Consider the following 17,144-nt stretch of genomic DNA (forward strand, 5'->3'; position numbering starts at 1 on the left):
CTCCAGCATGATTGCCTCCAGCGCAGCTCACCCCTTGGGCTGCACAACAGCCTTCATCTCGTGCCATCACGCCGGAACTGCCAAAGTAGTGCTAGGGGCTGTCCCCAGCATGGAACTGCAACATTCTTTGCCTATATTGGCGCTCACCCGAAACCAACCCCCTGCTCTGCCGTCATGTCCGCCTCCACCCACCGTGCCCGCGCCGTCGGCGACCAGCCGGTCCACGCACGCCAACTCCATTGCGCCTGCTGCGGCCGCCCCTTCGTCCGCCCGTCCACGCGCGGGCCGGCTCCGCTCTACTGCTCGGCCGACTGCCAGAAGCAGATGCGGGTCCGGTCGCGGGCTGGAGCAGGCGGGCCGACGACTCCGTCGGCGTGCGGCGAGCGGTTTGACGGCGCTCAGCGGATCTCGACGGTCGCGCTGTCGCTGCGGCCGTCGGCATCCAGGACGGTGACCCGCACCGTCCCCGGTCCGTTGGGCCGCCAGACCACCTCGCGCGCGATGGGCGAGTAGGCGATCCGCCGCCCGTCGATCATCCAGGACAGCGGACGCCGGCCACCGCTGGCGGTCAGGGTGAGCGGCTCCCCCGCACCGTCCGGCCCCAACGCCTCCAGCACCATGTCGCTGACGGGAAAGGTCAGGCGCAGCCGGTCAGGCTGGTAGTGCCCGACCAGGCCGGTATCGCCGGGCCGCAGGCGGCGCAGAAGATCGGGCGGCGCATCAGCGGTGACCGGCCCGGCAGGTCGGCCGCGGTCGGCGGGAAGCTGGTCGAACAGCTCGAACAGCAGTGGGGCCGCGGTGTTGCGGCCGTAATGGCCGGGGCTCGGCGTGCCGTCCGGCCGGCCAACCCAGATGCCCACCGTATAGCGCCCGGTGACGCCGAAGGCCCAGGCATCGCGGAAGCCGTAGCTGGTGCCGGTCTTCAGGCCGACCGGCCCCCTGGCCCGCAGTTCCTGCGCCTGGACCACGCCCGGCGGCGGAGCCGAGCCCTCCAGGATGGCCCGCACCTGCTGGGCTGCCGCCGCGGACAGCAGGCGCCGCTCCGGCCCCTCCTGCATCTCGGGGTCCGCACGCAGCGGGGCCGCCAGCCCGTCGCGGGCCAGCGCGCTGTAGAGCATCGTCATGTCCCACAGACTGATCGAGGCGCCGCCAAGCGCCACCGGCAGGCCCGGCACCGTGGTGCCGGCCGGCAGCACCAGCCGTGCCCCGGCCCGCCGCACCGCCTCGGCGAAGCGCAGGGGGCCGACACGGTCGAGCACCAGGACGGCAGGTACGTTCAGCGAGCGCTGCAGGGCCTCGGCCACCGTCAGGTCACCGGTGAAGCTGCGGTCGAAATTGCGCGGCGCCCAGTCGCCGAAGCGGGTGGAGACGTCGGCGATCTGGGTCAGCGGGTGGATGATGCCGTCATCGAATCCCAGCCCATAGATGAAGGGCTTCAGCGCGGAACCCGGCGAGCGCACCGCCCGCACCATGTCGATCGGCCCCAGCCGGTTCTCGTCGAGCGCGTCCGGGCTGCCGAGATAGGCGAGCACCGACCGGTCGCGGTTGTCCACCACCAGGGCGGCCAAGCCGGCATGGTCGCTGAGCGTTCCGGCCACCCGGCGGGCCATCGCCTCGATGGCGGACTGGAGCCCGCCGTCGATGGTGCTGACCACCGTGGGACGGCCGGGATGGGCGCGGCGCAGCCGGTCGGCAAGATGCGGCGTAGCGGCGGGCAGCGACAGGCGGGCCGACGGGACCGGCTCGGTCTTGGCTTCGGCGATCGCCTTGGCCGACAAGGTCCCGGCTTCACCGACGCGATCCAGCACCTTGTCGCGGGCAGCCTGGGCACGCTGGGGATAGCGGTCGGGGCGGAGATGCGATGGGGCCTGCGGCAACGCCACCAGCAGCGCCGCCTCCGCCGCGGTCAACTCGATCGGCGACTTGCCCAGCAGCATCTGCGAGGCGGCGCGAATCCCCTCGATGTTGCCGCCATAGGGGGCGAGCGTCAGGTACATGCCGAGGATTTCGCGCTTGTCGTAGCGCCATTCGAGCTGGGCGGCGCGCGCCGCCTCGATCAGCTTGGCGCCAAAGGTCCGCGGCCGCGGCTCCAGCAGGCGGGCGACCTGCATGGTCAGGGTCGAGGCGCCGGACACCACCCGCCCCGCACCGAGATTCTGGGTGGCGGCGCGCATGACCGCCAGCGGATCGACGCCGGCATGGTTTTCGAACCGCCGGTCCTCATAGGCCAGCAGGAGCTGGAGGAAGAGAGGCGAGACGTCGTCGACCGTCGCCGGCAACCGCCAGGCCCCGGCCTCGTTGGTGAAGACGCGCAAGGGAACACCCTTGCGGTCGGTCACCGTAACCGACAGGTCGGCGAGCCTGGCAAGCGGCGGCGGGAACAGCCGGTCGAGCGCCAGCGCCGTTCCCAGGAGAGCGGCGAGCGTCCCCGCCACGATCCCCGTCCGCCTGATCCAGCGCCGCCGCAAGCCGTCACTCCGCCGGATGGACGATGATCCGCCCGGTGTTCTGGCGGGCGAAGAAGCGCGGCTTGTACATGTCCTCCACCATGGCGCCCGGCAGTTCATAGGTGCCGGGGGTGATGGCGCGGACCAGGAAGGCCAGCTTGAAGGTCCGCTGGTCCTCGGTCAGGTCCACCGCGGCGACGTAACGGTCGTCACGCGCCTCGGTCATGCGGGTGAAGGCGAGATCGCCAAGCCAAGCCAACTCCTCCGGCGTGCCGCCGCCGAACTTGGCGTTCTCGATCTCCCATCCGGCGGGCAGCGGATGGGTCACGATCGCCTGGTGGTAGACACCGGTGTTGGCCTCGCCCTCCAGCACCACGACGAAGACGTCGTTCTGCTTGATCGTATCGAGGTTCAGCACGTTGCCGGCACGGTCGAAGAAGTTGCGCTTGATGCGCAGCCCTTCGCGCGCCGCCGGCTGCGGAGCCACCGGAACGCCGGACAGCGAGACCGCCTGCCAGACCGCGGCCTTACCCGAGTTGGCGACCGGGATGCCGGCCTTGAGCTGGGCCAGCGTCGGGGTCAGGTCGACCCGCGCGCCGTCGCGCTTCGCCCCGCCCAGCGTGACCTCCACCCGCGCCGGGGTGCCGCGCATCAGCGTGTCGGCGGCCAGCACCGACCAGGCCTGTTCCTGCGTGTTGGTGCGGTTGGCGGCGGTGGCCGAGACCGGCAGCCGGTCCAGCAGCGTCGGAAGGCGGTTGCCGGCCATGTCGACCTCGCCCATCAGCACCAGCAGGGCCGCGGCGTCGCGGACCGTGGAACCGTAATCGACATGCCACTCCTGGCGCACGAGATGGGCGACGGCGCTGTCGAAGGCGCTGGCCGCCCGCTCCTTGTCGCCCATGCGAGCCAGGGCGGCCCCGAGCTGCCCCTTGGCGAGCGGGGTCGGCAGCTTCTCGATCATCGTATCGAGCATGTAGCGCGCCGGACCCGGCACGGAAACCCCGGCCAGCGCCAGCGTGTGCAGGGCATAGGCGCGCACCGCCAGCTCCTCGTCGCCGGAGGCGCTGGAGATGGCGCGCTGCCGCAGCCAGGCCAGCGCGTCGGCGAGCGGCTTGTCCGGAACCGGCTGGCCCTTCTGCTTGGCGCGGAGCAGGAACTCCGTGGCGTATGCGGTCAACCAGCCGTCGGCCTCGTCATGCGCGCCCCACAGGCCGAAGGAGCCGTCGAAGCGCTGCTTGTCCAAGGTCCGCGAGATCGCCTGCTGGACCCGCGACTCCAGCCCGTCCTCCGGCTTGCGGTCCTTGCCGAGCGCCAGCTCGACGTCGCGCACGACCAGCAGCGGCAGCGCGCGGCTGACCGTCTGCTCGAGGCAGCCGTAGGGATAGCGGTCGAGCGCCCGCAGGATTCCGCCGACGTCGAAGGGCGGTGCGCTGGTGTAGCTGGCGGACCAGCTCGCCGTACCCGGCAGGAAGGCGGCCAGTTCGGCCCCGTCGAAGCGCAGCGTCTCGCCCGGCGCCAACTGGCGGGTGACGAACTGCGTCTCCACCGCGCGGGCCGGGCGGACGGTAATGCCGTAGTCGTGGGATAGCGCCAGGTTCTCCGGCCCCTTCACCGAGACGGCGACATGGCCGATGCCGGCCGACACCCCCTTCAGCGGGATCACCAGCGACTTGCGCTCGCCCTTCGCCAGCGCGACGGACAGGTTGCCGCCCTCCACCGCCACGGCGTCCTGCGCGGTGACGGCGACCTCGTAGGTGCCGGCCGCCGCCTCGACATTGTGCAGCGACAGCGTCACCCGGCTGTCGTCGCCGGGCGCGAGGAAGCGTGGGAGGATGGCGTCGGCGACCAGCGGATCCCGGACTGTCACCGGCCCGGCGGCCGAGCCGACGCGCGTGCGGCTGTAGGCCACCGCCATCAGGCGCAGCTCGCCGTTGAAGTCCGGAACGTCGAAGCCGATGCGGGCGGTGCCGTCGGCCCCGACCTTCACCGGGCCGTGGAAGAGCGACACGACGGTGAAGGGAACGACCGGCAGCCCGGCGCCGCTGGCATCGCCGCCTTGGCGCATGGCGCCGAAGGGCCCGTCCATCGGGTCGATCAGCCGGCCGTAATCGTCACGGATGTCAAGGCCGAGGCGCCGCTTGCCGAAATAATGCTTCTCCGGCTGCGGGCTGGCGAAGTCGGTCAGGCGCAGGATGCCTTCGTCCACCGCGGCCAGCGTGACGTAGATGTCCTCCGTTCCGTTCGGCGTGCCGCCACCGGCCGCCGCGACCTTCACCCCGACGTCGAGCCTGCTGCGCGGGCGCAGCACCTGCGGGGCGTCGAGCGCCACGTCCAGCTTGCGCACCGACGGGTCGATGGACACCCAGGCGACGCCCATGGCGCGCACCGGCTGCCGCTCGCGGCCCTTGACCGGCGGACGGTAGGCGGTGGCGGTGACATAGGCGCCCGGCCCCCAGGCGGCATCGACGGGAATTTCCACCGTCGTGCCGCCGGCCGGGACCGACAGGGTGCGGACGTCGAACAGGCGGTCGGTGGCCACCGTCACCAGCAGCTCGCCGGCGAAGGGAGGGGCGACGCGGATGCGCGCGGTCTCGCCCGGCTTATAGGCCTGCTTGTCGGTGGTGACCTCCAGCTTGTCGGGGATATCGGCGGTTTCGTCGCCGTTGGCCCAGCCGGAATAGAAACGATAGGAGCTGGCGACGCCGGCCGCCTTGTCGGTCACCTCGATGCGGTAGCGGCCGAACTCGCGCTTGCCGAGCGCCACGACCGCCGGCTTGTCCGTGCCGACGGCGAAGTTGCCCGAGGCGAGCGGCACGTCCCGCACCGTGGCGCTGTAGCTGTAGCGGCCGTCACGGCGGTACCAGACGAAGGAGACGCGCTCCTCCACCAGTTCCCAATGGATGCCCTGCTTGGCGATGGCACTGCCGTCGGGAGCGACGGCCACCAGGTCGAAGTTGGCCTCGCCGCCGTCACCGATGCGGCTGTCGTTGAAGCGCGGGCGCAGGCCCAGCGCGTAGGTCTTCGGCCGCACCGGCACGGACACCGACTTGCGGACCGGCCGCCCGCCGGGCTCCGACAGGGTGACCCGGATGTCGGCACGCAGCGGCTTGCTGGTGTCCGGCACCTCCGGGAGGGTCACGGCGACATGCGACACGCCCTGCTCGTCGGTGGTCGGGAACTCCAACTGGTCGAGCCGCTCGGTCGGATTGTCCTGGGCTCGGCCGAACGCGTAGTCCTTGAAGGCCGGATAGGGAGTGGGATCGGGGGCCAGGGCCACCTCGGCGGTGCCGGTCAGGCCGGCGGCTGGCGGGCCGTACAGGAAGCGCCCCTGGGCGGTCACCTCGAAGGGCTGGTCCGGCACCAGGATCGGCGCGCTGGCGGTGAGGTCGAGCGCCAGCTTGACCGGCACGAAATCCTCGACCTGGAAGGACCCCCGGCCGATCGGCTCGGCCTTGGGGTCGCCATAGACCAGCACGTCCCAGCCGCCGAGCGGCGCGGTGCGGGTCAGCGACAGCGGCAGGGTGAAGCCGCCGGCCCCCTGGCCCTGCAGCGCGCCGCTGTAATACTCGGTGCCGCTGGGGCGCAGCACCTTCACGGTCAGCGGGAAATTCTCGACCGCCTCGGTCTTGTCGTCGCGCAGGAGGATCGACAGGTTGACCGTCTCGCCCTGGCGATAGACACCGCGGTCGGAATAGACGAAGGCGTCCATCGGACCAGGCGCCGGCCGTCCGCTGACCCCGCGGTCGCTGAGGTCGAAGGCGGCGTTGGTCAGGTCCTGCATGGCGAAGTCGTTGCCCAGATAGGCCATCGCCATCTCGGGCGCGTTGCCGCCGGTCTTCATCAGGCCGGCCGGGAACCGGGCGCGACCGAACTCGTCGGTGGTCACCCGCGCAAGTTCGCTGTTGTTGCGGGCGACCAGCGCCACCTCGACCCCCGGCATCGGCTTGGCCGTCGCATAGGACCGGGCGAAGACCGTCAGCCCGTCGGCGCCGCGGAAGCTGGTGAGGCCGATATCGGACAGCAGCACCCATTGGGTCGCCATCGCATCCCAGCGCTCACCGGCCTCGACGTCGTGGGGACGGGCGGTGACGACATAGAGGCCGGGCTTGGGGTCGTCCCCGACCGCCTGGCGGAACGGCAGTGCGGAGGTGACGTCGCGGTTGAGCTCTCCCTTGACGTCCAGCGTCCCCGTCCAGACCTGCTCGCCATTCTCCTGGGCCATCTGCTCGGCGGAATAGCTGGTCAGCTCGCCGAAGATGTTGCCCGCGTACTTGTTCGCCACCAGGGCGCGATCGGCGATGCGGTAGACCGCGACGTCGAGGCGCTCGGTGTTGACGCTGATCACCGGAATGCCGTCGGCGCCGCGGCGCGGCAGGATGTAGGCGGAGCCGCGGAACGACGCCATCGCCGGCCGGTCGGGCACCCGGAAGCGCTGGGTTTCCTCAGCCTTCAGCACCACCCCGTCCTCGCCCGGCAGCCCCGGCCGCAGGGTGACGGCATAGGCCTTGCCATGATCGAGGCCGCTCAGGCACAGGCTGTTCTCCCGCGCTTCGACGGCGATCTTGGCCGCCGGCTCGATCCGGACATAATCGTCGAACCTGACCCCCTGCTTGACGCTCAGACGGTCGGAGAACTGGAAGCAGACGCGCGGGCTGCTGCCCTCCGCATCGACCTGGACGTTGGCCAGGGTCAGCCCGGCCTTGCGGCGCATGGCGACCAGGCGCTCCTCAAGCTTCGGCGCACGGGCGTCGATCGTCGCGGCGTCAAGCCGCGGAGCCATCTCGCGGATGGAGGCCAGGGCCTTCACCGCCTCGTCCGGTTTGCCGAACGCCTCGTCCATCAGGGTGGCGAGGCGCCAGAGGATGGCGACCCGCTCCTCGTCCTTCGGGTTGAACTGGCCGGCCATGACCGCGCTCTGCAACGCGCGGTCCTTGTTGGGCGGGGTGGCGGACATCCAGGCGTCGCTGAGCTCCAGCCACAGCGACGGGGAGCCGCCGCCCTGGTTGATCGCCTGCTCGTATTTCTGGATGGCCCCGGCGAAATCCTTGCGGTCGCGCGCGGCGCGGGCCTGCTTCAGGAGGTCGGCGATGACCTGGGGTTTCGGCTGTGGCGGCGACTTGAGCAACAGCCCGTTGGCATAGGCGGTGGCATCCGACAACGCGCCGGGCGGCGTGTAGTCCGCCCTGACCGGGGCCGCCGTGACGACCATTAACACCAAGACCGAGAGCAGCGTCAGAAGCCGTGCCATCATATCGCCTTCAACCAGCGGGAGATGGCGCGGTTATAGCGCGGATAACCGGCAGTGGCGATATCGCGAAGGGCTAGGGCGGAAGTCGACGTCAAGCTGCGCCGCCGCGTATGGAACGTTTGAAACCGGGTGAAACAGATCCGGCGGCCCGTTCCATTGTTCAATCCGGCCGGCGGCACAGCCGTGGGGCGATCGGCGCGGCAGCGGGCTCGGAACGGCGAGGACTGCGGCATGCGGACCTTCCGTAGCCTGTCAGGAGCCGGTCTCTTATAGCACGAACAGCCGGCGGCCACCGCCAGGGTTGGAAAAAGCACCGGCCGCACCACGGTGCGGGAGAAAGGGGGGCGCCGGCCTTCCCGTCCTTGGACGTGAAGAGTCCGGACGCCCGTCTTCCTGGAGGCGGCGCGCCCGGAGGGAGCGCCGGCACAGATCAGGCGTCGATCGCCTTGCCCAGTTCCACCGGGTCCACCTCGTCCTGCTCCACGCCGGCCTCAGACAGGCTCTCCTCGGCGCGGCGCTCCAGCACGGCGGCGAAGAAGCCGTCGGTGTCGTGCCGGGCGGGGGTCAGGCGCAGGTACGGCCCCTCGGCCGGCGGCGCCCCGGCCTCCTCCTCCGCCCACACGTCGGCAACGGGCTTGACGATGAAGTCGGTGTGGGTCTGCAGGAAGGCCTCCACCTGCGCCTCGTTCTCGTCATGCAGCATCGAGCAGGTGGCGTAGACCAGCCGGCCGCCCGGCTTCACCAGCCTTGCTGCGCTGTCGAGGATGTTGGCCTGCAACGGCAGGAGCTGCTCCAGGCCGGGGCCGAGCTGGCGCCAGCGGGCATCCGGGTTGCGGCGCCAGGTTCCGGTACCCGAGCAGGGAGCGTCGACAAGCACCCGGTCGAACTTGCGCTTGTGGCGCTTCACCCAGGGATCGCGCTCGCTGGTCAGCGGATGCGGCTCGATGTTGTGCAGGCCGGCGCGGCGGAACCGTTCGGCCGCGCGCTTCAGGCGCCCGGCCAGCACGTCGCAGGCCACCACCCGGCCCTTGTTCTTCATCAGCGCCGCGACCGCCAGCGTCTTGCCGCCGGCGCCGGCGCAGAAATCCACCACCTGCTGGCCGGGCTTCGGCGCCACCGCCAGCGCCACGAGCTGCGAGCCTTCGTCCTGGATCTCGACCAAGCCGTCCTTGAACGCGTCGACGCCGCCCAGCGGCGGCCGCCCCTTCACCCGCAGGCCGAGCGGCGACCATTGCGTCTCCTCGGCGAAGATCTGCGCCTTGGACAGCGCCTTGATGGCGCTCTGCCGGTTGGCCTTCAGGGGATTGATGCGCAGGTCGAGGGGAGCGGCTTCCAGCAGCTTCTCCATCTCGACGGCGAAGCGGTCGCCAAGGGACGCGCGCATCGGCCTTTCCGCCCAATCCGGGCATTCGACCCGCACCGTCTCGGGCATTTCGGGATGGTCCAGCGTATGGCTTTCGAGCGCCTGGACCAGCTCAAGCTCCCCATCGGTCAGGCGGGCGGGAGCGAACTTGCCGCCGCTGAACATCTCCAGCACCACGCCGGCGTTGCGGCGCTCCTCCAGCAGCAGGAAGGCCAGGACGCGGGCGCGCGGCGTGGGGCGCTCGTAGCCGCCACGCTCGATCCACCAGCCGAGCCGCGCGTGGCGGCGCAGAATGGCGTAGGCGGTCTGCGCGACCGCGGTGCGGTCCTTGGAACCTATGTAGCGGCGGTTGCGGAAATAGGCGCTCATCACCGCGTCGGCGGGGCGAGGGGTCTCGTCGATCTCGGTCAGCAGATCGATGACCGCCTGGAGGCGGGCGGCGGGTGTCATGGCGTCTGGTCCCTTGGGAGTCTGAAAGCGGCGAACGGGAAACGGGCCGGCACGTTCCGTCCGGCGGCGCATCCGATCGCATACCGACCGTCGATAGCCTGTTTGCCGGCCGCTGTCACGCATCGCAGGCATGCATCCCGCTCTCCCCCTCGCCCCGACCGCCGCGAGTCTCACCTCCCGTCCGTGACAAGAGGCTACGACCTATCCGAAAGTGATGGTTAGGGATTGACGACTCGGGTGCTCAGAGCTCACAAACGAGGTAGCGATGTAACTTAATCGTGACCGGTCCCGCCGATCCGAAGCCGGGCCGGAAGAGTCTTCGACGGACATTCAGAGTTCAGGGACGGAGTGCGCGATGGCGGCTGCGGCAGGGAGCGCTTGTGCGCGCGTCATGGGGAAAGCCATGGCGCACGCCAAGGAGCGGGCGACGCGATACGGGCGCATGGCGCTGGCCGCCGGGATGGTGGCGACCCTGGCCGCCTGCGCCGGCGGAACGCCGCCGCTGGAGGGCCAGCGCCCGCTGGCACAGCGGCCTACTCTCGACCAGGTCGCTCCCGATTTCCGCCATCTGGCCGGCTGGGTCGACGACGACCATTCCCAGGCGGTTCCCGCCGTGCAGAGGACCTGCGGCTGGGTCAGGAACCAGCCGCCGGGCAAGTCGCTGGGGTCGCTGCGCGCCGCCGGCACCACCGACGACTGGCGCGCCATCTGCTCCGCCGCGCGCACCCTGCCGCCGGGGGATTCCGAGGCGGCACGCCGCTTCTTCGAAGCCTTTTTCACACCGCGCGATCTCGCCGGCGGCCAGGACGGCCTTTTCACCGGCTATTACGAGATCGAACTGCACGGAAGCTGGACCCGCAGCGACCGCTACACCGTGCCGCTCTACCGCATGCCGGCCCGCGGGAAGAAGGGGCTGCCGACGCGCGCGCGCATCGATGGCGGCGCCCTCAAGGGCAAGGGGCTGGAGCTGATGTGGGTCGACGACCCCATCGACGCCTTCTTCCTGGAAATCCAGGGGTCGGGGCGGGCGGTGATGGCCGACGGCTCGGTGGTCGGCATCCATTACGCCGGGCAGAACGGTCACAGCTACTACCCGATCGGCCGCCATATCATCGACCGCGGCGATGCGACGCCGGAGCAGATGTCGTTGCAACTGATCCGGCAATGGCTGAAGAACCATCCGGCAGAGGCCCAGCGGGTGATGAACCTCAACCCCTCCTACGTCTTCTTCCGGCTCAGCGACCAGGTCGGCGCGCGCGGCGCGCGGAACATGGAGCTGACCCCCGGGCGCAGCCTGGCCGTGGATGCGGACCACATCCCCTTGGGTGCGCCGCTGTGGCTGGAGGTGCGCGACGCCCCGGTACCCGGCGGCGCCATCAATCGGTTGGTGGTGGCTCAGGATACCGGCGGCGCCATCAAGGGTCCCGTCCGGGGCGACCTTTTCTGGGGCCATGGCCAGCAGGCCGCGGACGGAGCGGGCGTGATGAAGGCGCGCGGCCACTACACCCTGCTCGCTCCGCGCAACCTGTCGGTCGAAACGGCCCAGCGGAAGTGACGGGGTGGACGGGACCGGGATCCGCCTGGCGCGGCTGACCACCCTGCCCGACCGCACCGCGGCGCTGGCGGCGCTGGAGGAGATCTTCTTTGCGTCCACCACCCGCGCGGACTTCGCCTCGGAGGCGGAACGCGCCGGCTTCCTCGACCGCTGGACCGGATGGTACGTGGCGGCGGCGCCGGGCGAGGTCTGGATGGCCCTGGCGCCGGACGGCCGGATCGTCGGCTACCTGACCGGATGCAAGGACAGCGCCGGCTCCCCGGAACTGGCGCGCCGCATCCCGAAATACGAGGTGTTCGCCGACCATTTCGCCGCTTACCCGGCCCATTTCCACGTCAATGTCCGTCCGGGCTGGCGCGATCATGGGCTCGGCCGCCGGCTGGTCGACCGCTTCGCCGCCGACTGCGCAGCCGAAGGGCTGCCGGGGGTGCATCTGGTCACCGGGGCCTTCGCCCGCAACGTCGAGTTCTACCAGCGCGCCGGCTTCTCCGACGCCTGCCAGCGCGGCCCGCTGCTGTTCCTGGGACGCAGGCTGCCGGCACGGGCTTGAAGGATCGAGCCGCGGGGGGCAGCCAGGCACACAGCAGGGGCGCCAAATGCCATTGCCCTGAGGCACAGCCGGAGACGCTGACATCGGGCCGGCGCCTATGCTAGGCAGGGACCATCCCCCTGCCGGAAAGCCGCCGCCATGACCCGCCCGCCCCTGCTGATCGAAAGCCTGCAGAACCCGCAGTTCAAACTGTGGGAATCCGCGCTGGAGAGCCGCGGGCTGAAGAAGGCCGGGAAGTTCCTGCTGGCCGGCTTGAAGACGGTGCCGGAAGCGTTGCGCCACCATGCCGGCCATTTCGAGCGGCTCCTGTTCACCGACCCCGACCAGGTCGCCGGTTGGCGCCTGCCGCCGGGGGTGGAGCCGGTGCAGCTTGCCCCGGCGCTGTTCCGCACGCTCGACGTGTCGGGCACCGGCTTTCCCCTGCTGGTCGGCACGGTGCCGGCGATGCCGGCCGTCGACCTCGCCTTGCCGCCGCAGGGGCTGGAGCTGCTGTGCGCGCTGGGCGACCCGAGCAACCTCGGCGCCCTGCTGCGCAGCGCTGCCGCCTTCGGCGTGACGCGGGTCGTCCTGCTGGAAGGGGCGGCCCATCCCTTCCATCCCAAATGCCTGCGTGCGGCCGCCAACGCGCAGTTCGCACTGACCATGCTGCGCGGCCCGCGCTGGGCGGCCGTGAACGACGCCGCCGGGCCACTCTTTGCCCTCGATGGCGGGGGCGAGGATCTGACGCGCTTCGATTGGCCGGCCGACATGCGCCTGATCCTGGGAGAGGAGGGCCAGGGCGTGCCGGCGGATTGCCCGGCCCGGCGCCTGTCTGTGCCGACAACGGGGGCGGTGGAGTCGCTGAATGCCACCGTGGCGGCCAGCATGGCGCTGTTCGCGCGCTTTGCTGCGGTGAGGGGATAAGCAGTCACGTCTTATGGGCAGCCGCAGGCAGCGGTGAGGTTTCCCGCCGTCCCGACGAAGGCAAGCGCGTGAAGGGGACCGCTTCGCCGCCCTTCCGGCCGAATGCGCGACGCTAGCCCAGCACCGCAGCGAGCACCTGGACCACCTGTTCCGATCCGTACGGCTTCTTCAGCACCGGCACGCCCGCGAAGCGCTCCGGCACCGCGGCGGAATCGCCGTAGCCGGTGGCGAACACGAAGGGGATGCCCAGTTCGCGAAGCCGGTCGGCCACCGCGACGGAGGTTTCGCTGCCGAGATTGATGTCCAGCACGCCGACCACCGGCGGGTCGTCGTCGATCAGGCGCTGGGCCTGGCGGACGCCGGCGGCGGTGTTGACGCGGCTGGCTCCGAAGCTCAGCAGGACGTCCTCCGTCGCCATGGCGATGATCATGTTGTCCTCCAGCAGCAGAACCGGGCCGCCGATGGTGAAATCGGCCGCCGGCGCCGGCAGGCTGCTCCGGCTGCGGTCGAGTAGAGCCGGGGAGATGGTGACATAGGTGGCCGGGATCATGAACCGCGCGCGCAGGCCCGGCAGGGCGTAGGTCACCTCCGCCTCGCCGCGCAGGTCATGGGGGACCGAACGCTCAATGACCGTGGTACCGAAGCCGGTGCGCGTCGGGGCCCGCACCGGCGGGCCGCCATTCTCCTGCCAGTCGATCAGCAGCCGCCCGTCCTCGCCCATCGACCAGTCGACCTCGACCCAGCCGCTGCTGTCGCTGAGCGCACCGTATTTGGCCGAGTTGGTCGTCAGCTCATGCACCACCAGCGCAAAGACGGAAAATGCCTGGGGAGCCAGCAGAACTTCCGGTCCGGTCAACCGCACCCGCTCGTTCTTGGCCGACAGATAGGCGCCGATCTCCGCGGTGATCAGGGCGCGCAGCGACGCCGGACCCCAATTGTCGGCAGTGATCTGGTCATGGGCGCGGGCCAGCGCCTCGATCCGGCCGGCGACGATGCCAGCGAACTGCTGGACCGTCTCCGCCCCGCTCTCGCTCTGCCGCACCAGCGCGCGGACGAGGCTGAGAATGTTGCGGACCCGGTGGTTGAGTTCGGCGATCAGCAACTCCTGCCGCTCGCCCGCCTCCTTGCGGGTGCGGCCGGCGACGTCGGCCAACCGCAGGACCACCTCCAGCAGGGTCACCCGCAGCGATTCCGCGCTGCGCTGGTCGAGATCGCTCCAGGGTTGCGACTGGCCGTGGACGGTCTCCTTCCACGCCTCGAAGCTCTTGCGCGGGGTTAGACGGGGACCGTTGGGGCCGTAGTGCGCCGGCTTGGACGGATCGCCGCCCCAGGTGACCGTGCGCACCACCTCCTTGCGGAAGAAGACGAGATAGTCGCGCGGCGTGCGCGAGACCGGGATCGCCAGCAGGCCGCAGGCGCGCGCGGTGAAGTCGCGGGCGGGCGGATGCACCGCCCCGAGATTGTCGGTGACATACACCTTGCTCGGCGGCGTCCGGTGCAGGAAACGCATGACGCCCAGCGTCTCCTCCCGCGTCGGCGTCTCGCCTTCCATGTGCAGGTGGTCGTCGATGCAGCAGGCGAAGCCGTCGCACTGGATCATGGTGCGCAGTTCGGTCGCGAAGGTCACGAGGCTGTCCAGCGGCGATTCGCTGTCCGCCAGCATCGACATGATGCGGACATGGACGCGGCGGACCTGCGCCTCGTTCTGGCTCTCCTGTTCGCGCTCACGCCCCTCAAGCAGCAGCGACGCCATCTGGCCGAACAGTTCGGCGGTGGTGCGCCTCTCGAAGGACAGCGCGCGGGCCTGACGGTGGTGGCAGGCGAACAGGCCCCACAGCTTGCCATGCCGCAGGATCGAGACCGACAGGGAGGCGTTGACCCCCATGTTGCGCAGGTACTCGACATGGATCAGGGAGACGCTGCGCAGCATGCTGAGCGACAGGTCGAGCGGCTGGCCGGTGGGATCCAGCACCGGCACGATCGGCACCGGCGGCGCGTTCACGTCGGCGATGCAGCGCAGCCAATTGCGTTCGTACAGGCGCCGGGCCTGCTGCGGGATGTCGGACGCCGGATAGCGCTGGCCGAGGAAGCTGCCGATGCCGTGCACCGCCGATTCCGCGATCACCTCGCCCGAGCCGTCGGAGGCGAAGCGATAGACCATCACCCGGTCGAAGCCGGTGAGCGCCCGCATCTGGCGGGCGGCCTCCCGGCAGAACGCGTCGAAGCCGCGGGTGTTCTGGATGCGCGCGATCATCGAGCGAAGAAGCGAGCCCGAATCCTGCGGCCCCTCCCCCTCGCTGGGTTCCGCCTCGATGACGATCGTCGAGCCGGACAGATGGACCGCGACATCGCACACCGCCGCGGTGTCCGACAGGTGGACGCCGAAGGCACGCTCGACGCTGCCGTTGATGTGGGCGATCTGCAGCCGGCCGCGGATGGTGTGCAGCGCCTCCGGCGTGATCACGCGGGACAGCGGCGTTCCGAGCAGTTCCTCGGGCTCCGCCCCCAGCCAGCGGCCAACGTTCGCGGAGGCGTGAAGGATGATCCAGTCGGCGGTTACGGCAACCAGGAACCCGGTCGGTTGGATCAGCCCCAACTGATGGATCGGCTCCCGGTCGCAGTCGGTGAGGTCGACAGACCCCGCAGGAACCGCACTGCTCATCGAATAAAGACTTCTGACAAACGCAACCTCGAGCGGAAGCTGGACAAGCGGCGTTTGCCACGCGCTGTCTAAGGGATCGGGATCAATTTACGCATGGGGCGATCACGCCGCAATGCTCCAAAAAGGCTATTCTAGGCTCCGTTTACGGAGCGTCAACTTAACATAGGATAAGATCCTGACCGGCCGGCGACAGAATCTGTTCCGGCATACATGGATTTTAAAGCGCAAATAACCTGCCGTCAGACCCGTTTCTCATCCGGGGATATGCCGGCGGCGTCACCCCGACAAGATCGCAGTCCCGCCTTTCAACTCTGGCGGGCTGACCGGCCGCCCGGTGCCGGAGAGGATGGCGCTCCTTGCTCCACCATCGGGTTCGACAATGACAAGCATCTCCAACCAGCAGGACGACCGCATCCGCATCCGCGACGTCACGCTGCTGTCCGATGACTGGTATGTGCTGAAGAAGACGACCTTCGACTACCGCCGACGCGACGGCCGCTGGCAGACCCTGAACCGCGAGACCTACGACCGCGGCAACGGCGCCGCCCTGCTGCTGTACGACCCGACGCGCGGCACCGTCCTGCTGACGCGGCAGTTCCGCTTCCCGGCCTACGTCAACGGCCACCCGGAGGCGCTGCTGGAGGTATGCGCCGGCCTGCTCGACGACCGCAGCCCCGAGGAGGCGATCCGCGCCGAGGCGGCGGAGGAGCTGGGGGTGGCGGTACGGGAGCCGCGCCGCGTGTTCGACGCCTTCATGAGTCCGGGATCGGTTACCGAACGGCTGGCCTTCTTCATCGCCGAATACCGGGCGGGCGACCGCGGCGGTGGCGGCGGCATCGCCGACGAGGGCGAGGACATCGAGGTGGTCGAGTTGACCTTCTCCGATGCCCTTGCCATGGTCGCCGGCGGGGAAATCGTGGACGGCAAGACCATCATGCTGCTGCAGCATGCCGCCCTTCACGGGCTGCTGCCGCGGTGACGGCATCCGCCCGCCCCGCAGGAACAGCGGAGTCGGACGGGGCCTGGATGATCGACGATGGGGATTTGGACTGGGAGGACATCCGCGCCTTCCTGGCCACGGCGCAGGGCGGCAGCCTGACGGAGGCGGCGCGCCGCCTCCGCCTCAGCCCGCCGACCCTCGGCCGCAAGCTGAAGCGTCTGGAGGATGCGCTGGGCGGGCCGCTGTTCGACCGGCTGCCCAACCGGCTGGAGCCGACCGCGCTGGGCCGGTCCGTTCTGGACAGCGCGACCGCAATGGGCGAGGCCGCGGCCGCCTTCGCCCGGCAGGCGGACCGGCTGGCCGCGGCCGCCCAGCCGGTCCGGGTGACGGCGACCACGTCCGTCTCGGCGTTCCTCACCGCCCACCTGCCTGAGCTTCTTGCCGAAACCGGAGCCGACCTGACCATCCTCAGCACCCGCATCGCCCTGAACCTGGCGCAGCGGGAGGCCGACATCGCCCTGCGCATGGACCGCGTGCCGGTCGAAGGCGACCTGATGACCCGGCGGCTCGGGTGCTTCGCCTTCACGCTCTACGCCGCACCGTCCCTGCGCGACGACTGGTCCGGCCGCTGGGACGGCGCTCCGGTCATCGGCCTACCGGAATCCAGGCGGCGCCCCTCGCAATCGGGATGGGTGGACGATACCGCCCGCGAGCGCGGAGCCCGCATCGTGGCGAGGCTCAGCGAATTGCCGATGCGGCTCGACGCCGCCCGGCGCGGCGTGGGAGCGACACTGCTGCCGTGTGTCGTCGGCGATGCCGAGCCGACGCTGGTCCGCGTCATCGCTCCCCCTGCCGCGCTGCGCGAAGACGTCCATCTGCTGGTCCACCGCGACCGCCGCGACGCACCGGCCGTCGCCGCGATGGTGGAGGCGCTGGTGCGGCTGTTCCGCCGCCACGCCGGCGCGCTGGCCGGCGAAGGGTGAGAGACCGGGGGGCGTCCGGCCCGCGCCCGCCCCGCCCGCCCCG

9 protein-coding genes are annotated in these 17,144 nt (G+C 70.4%); 5 read left to right on the forward strand and 4 right to left on the reverse strand.

Annotated elements, in window-relative coordinates:
• Nucleotides 1–398: 398 nt before the first annotated feature.
• The 3 genes from pbpC to J2850_RS10405 all read right to left on the reverse strand — a co-directional run bounded on the left by pbpC (nt 399) and on the right by J2850_RS10405 (nt 9,508).
• Entirely contained in the window at nt 399–2,435 is a 2,037-nt protein-coding gene (gene pbpC, locus J2850_RS10395; protein WP_209981307.1) for a penicillin-binding protein 1C, read from the reverse strand.
• A 37-nt stretch (nt 2,436–2,472) separates the two neighbouring features.
• The gene (locus tag J2850_RS10400; RefSeq protein ID WP_209981309.1) at nt 2,473–7,698 is read right to left on the reverse strand and encodes an alpha-2-macroglobulin family protein; all 5,226 of its coding nucleotides are present in this window, start codon (nt 7,696–7,698) and stop codon (nt 2,473–2,475) included.
• Nucleotides 7,699–8,125: 427 nt separating this feature from the next.
• Nucleotides 8,126–9,508 (reverse strand): RsmB/NOP family class I SAM-dependent RNA methyltransferase, encoded by a 1,383-nt coding sequence (locus J2850_RS10405; RefSeq protein WP_209981310.1) that lies wholly within the window; start codon nt 9,506–9,508, stop codon nt 8,126–8,128.
• Nucleotides 9,509–9,911: 403 nt separating this feature from the next.
• On the opposite strand from J2850_RS10405, the gene mltA reads away from it, so the two are divergent.
• From mltA to J2850_RS10420, 3 genes are all read left to right on the forward strand, one after another.
• Nucleotides 9,912–11,063 carry a murein transglycosylase A gene (gene mltA / locus J2850_RS10410; RefSeq protein ID WP_246512973.1) on the forward strand — a complete coding sequence of 384 codons (1,152 nt, stop codon included), beginning with the start codon at nt 9,912–9,914 and terminating at the stop codon, nt 11,061–11,063.
• A gap of 4 nt (nt 11,064–11,067) precedes the next feature.
• Complete coding sequence (locus tag J2850_RS10415; RefSeq protein ID WP_209981314.1) at nt 11,068–11,613, forward strand: GNAT family N-acetyltransferase; 546 nt, start codon at nt 11,068–11,070, stop codon at nt 11,611–11,613.
• 138 nt (nt 11,614–11,751) lie between these two features.
• Complete coding sequence (locus J2850_RS10420; RefSeq protein WP_209981315.1) at nt 11,752–12,516, forward strand: TrmH family RNA methyltransferase; 765 nt, start codon at nt 11,752–11,754, stop codon at nt 12,514–12,516.
• 112 nt (nt 12,517–12,628) lie between these two features.
• Here the strand turns inward: J2850_RS10420 and J2850_RS10425 are convergent, their stop codons facing one another.
• The gene (locus J2850_RS10425; RefSeq protein WP_209981317.1) at nt 12,629–15,178 is read right to left on the reverse strand and encodes an HWE histidine kinase domain-containing protein; all 2,550 of its coding nucleotides are present in this window, start codon (nt 15,176–15,178) and stop codon (nt 12,629–12,631) included.
• Nucleotides 15,179–15,557: 379 nt separating this feature from the next.
• Between J2850_RS10425 and J2850_RS10430 the strand changes: the two genes are divergently transcribed.
• Both J2850_RS10430 and J2850_RS10435 read left to right on the forward strand, forming a co-directional pair.
• Nucleotides 15,558–16,157 (forward strand): NUDIX domain-containing protein, encoded by a 600-nt coding sequence (locus tag J2850_RS10430; protein WP_209981319.1) that lies wholly within the window; start codon nt 15,558–15,560, stop codon nt 16,155–16,157.
• Between the two features lie 47 nt (nt 16,158–16,204).
• On the forward strand, nt 16,205–17,101 hold the full coding sequence (locus J2850_RS10435; RefSeq protein ID WP_209981321.1) for a LysR family transcriptional regulator: 897 nt from the start codon (nt 16,205–16,207) through the stop codon (nt 17,099–17,101).
• The last annotated feature ends 43 nt before the right edge of the window (nt 17,102–17,144 follow it).

The sequence above is a fragment of the Azospirillum picis genome (genome assembly GCF_017876115.1).
Taxonomy (GTDB): Bacteria; Pseudomonadota; Alphaproteobacteria; order Azospirillales; family Azospirillaceae; genus Azospirillum; species Azospirillum picis.

Excerpts from the sequence above, each read along its gene's own strand:
- J2850_RS10430 (WP_209981319.1), top strand. The coding sequence starts at position 15,558 with ATGACAAGCATCTCCAACCAGCAGGACGACCGCATCCGCATCCGCGAC.
- J2850_RS10400 (WP_209981309.1), bottom strand. The coding sequence starts at position 7,698 with ATGATGGCACGGCTTCTGACGCTGCTCTCGGTCTTGGTGTTAATGGTC.
- J2850_RS10420 (WP_209981315.1), top strand. The coding sequence starts at position 11,752 with ATGACCCGCCCGCCCCTGCTGATCGAAAGCCTGCAGAACCCGCAGTTC.
- J2850_RS10405 (WP_209981310.1), bottom strand. The coding sequence starts at position 9,508 with ATGACACCCGCCGCCCGCCTCCAGGCGGTCATCGATCTGCTGACCGAG.
- J2850_RS10435 (WP_209981321.1), top strand. The coding sequence starts at position 16,205 with ATGATCGACGATGGGGATTTGGACTGGGAGGACATCCGCGCCTTCCTG.
- mltA (WP_246512973.1), top strand. The coding sequence starts at position 9,912 with ATGGCGCACGCCAAGGAGCGGGCGACGCGATACGGGCGCATGGCGCTG.
- J2850_RS10425 (WP_209981317.1), bottom strand. The coding sequence starts at position 15,178 with ATGAGCAGTGCGGTTCCTGCGGGGTCTGTCGACCTCACCGACTGCGAC.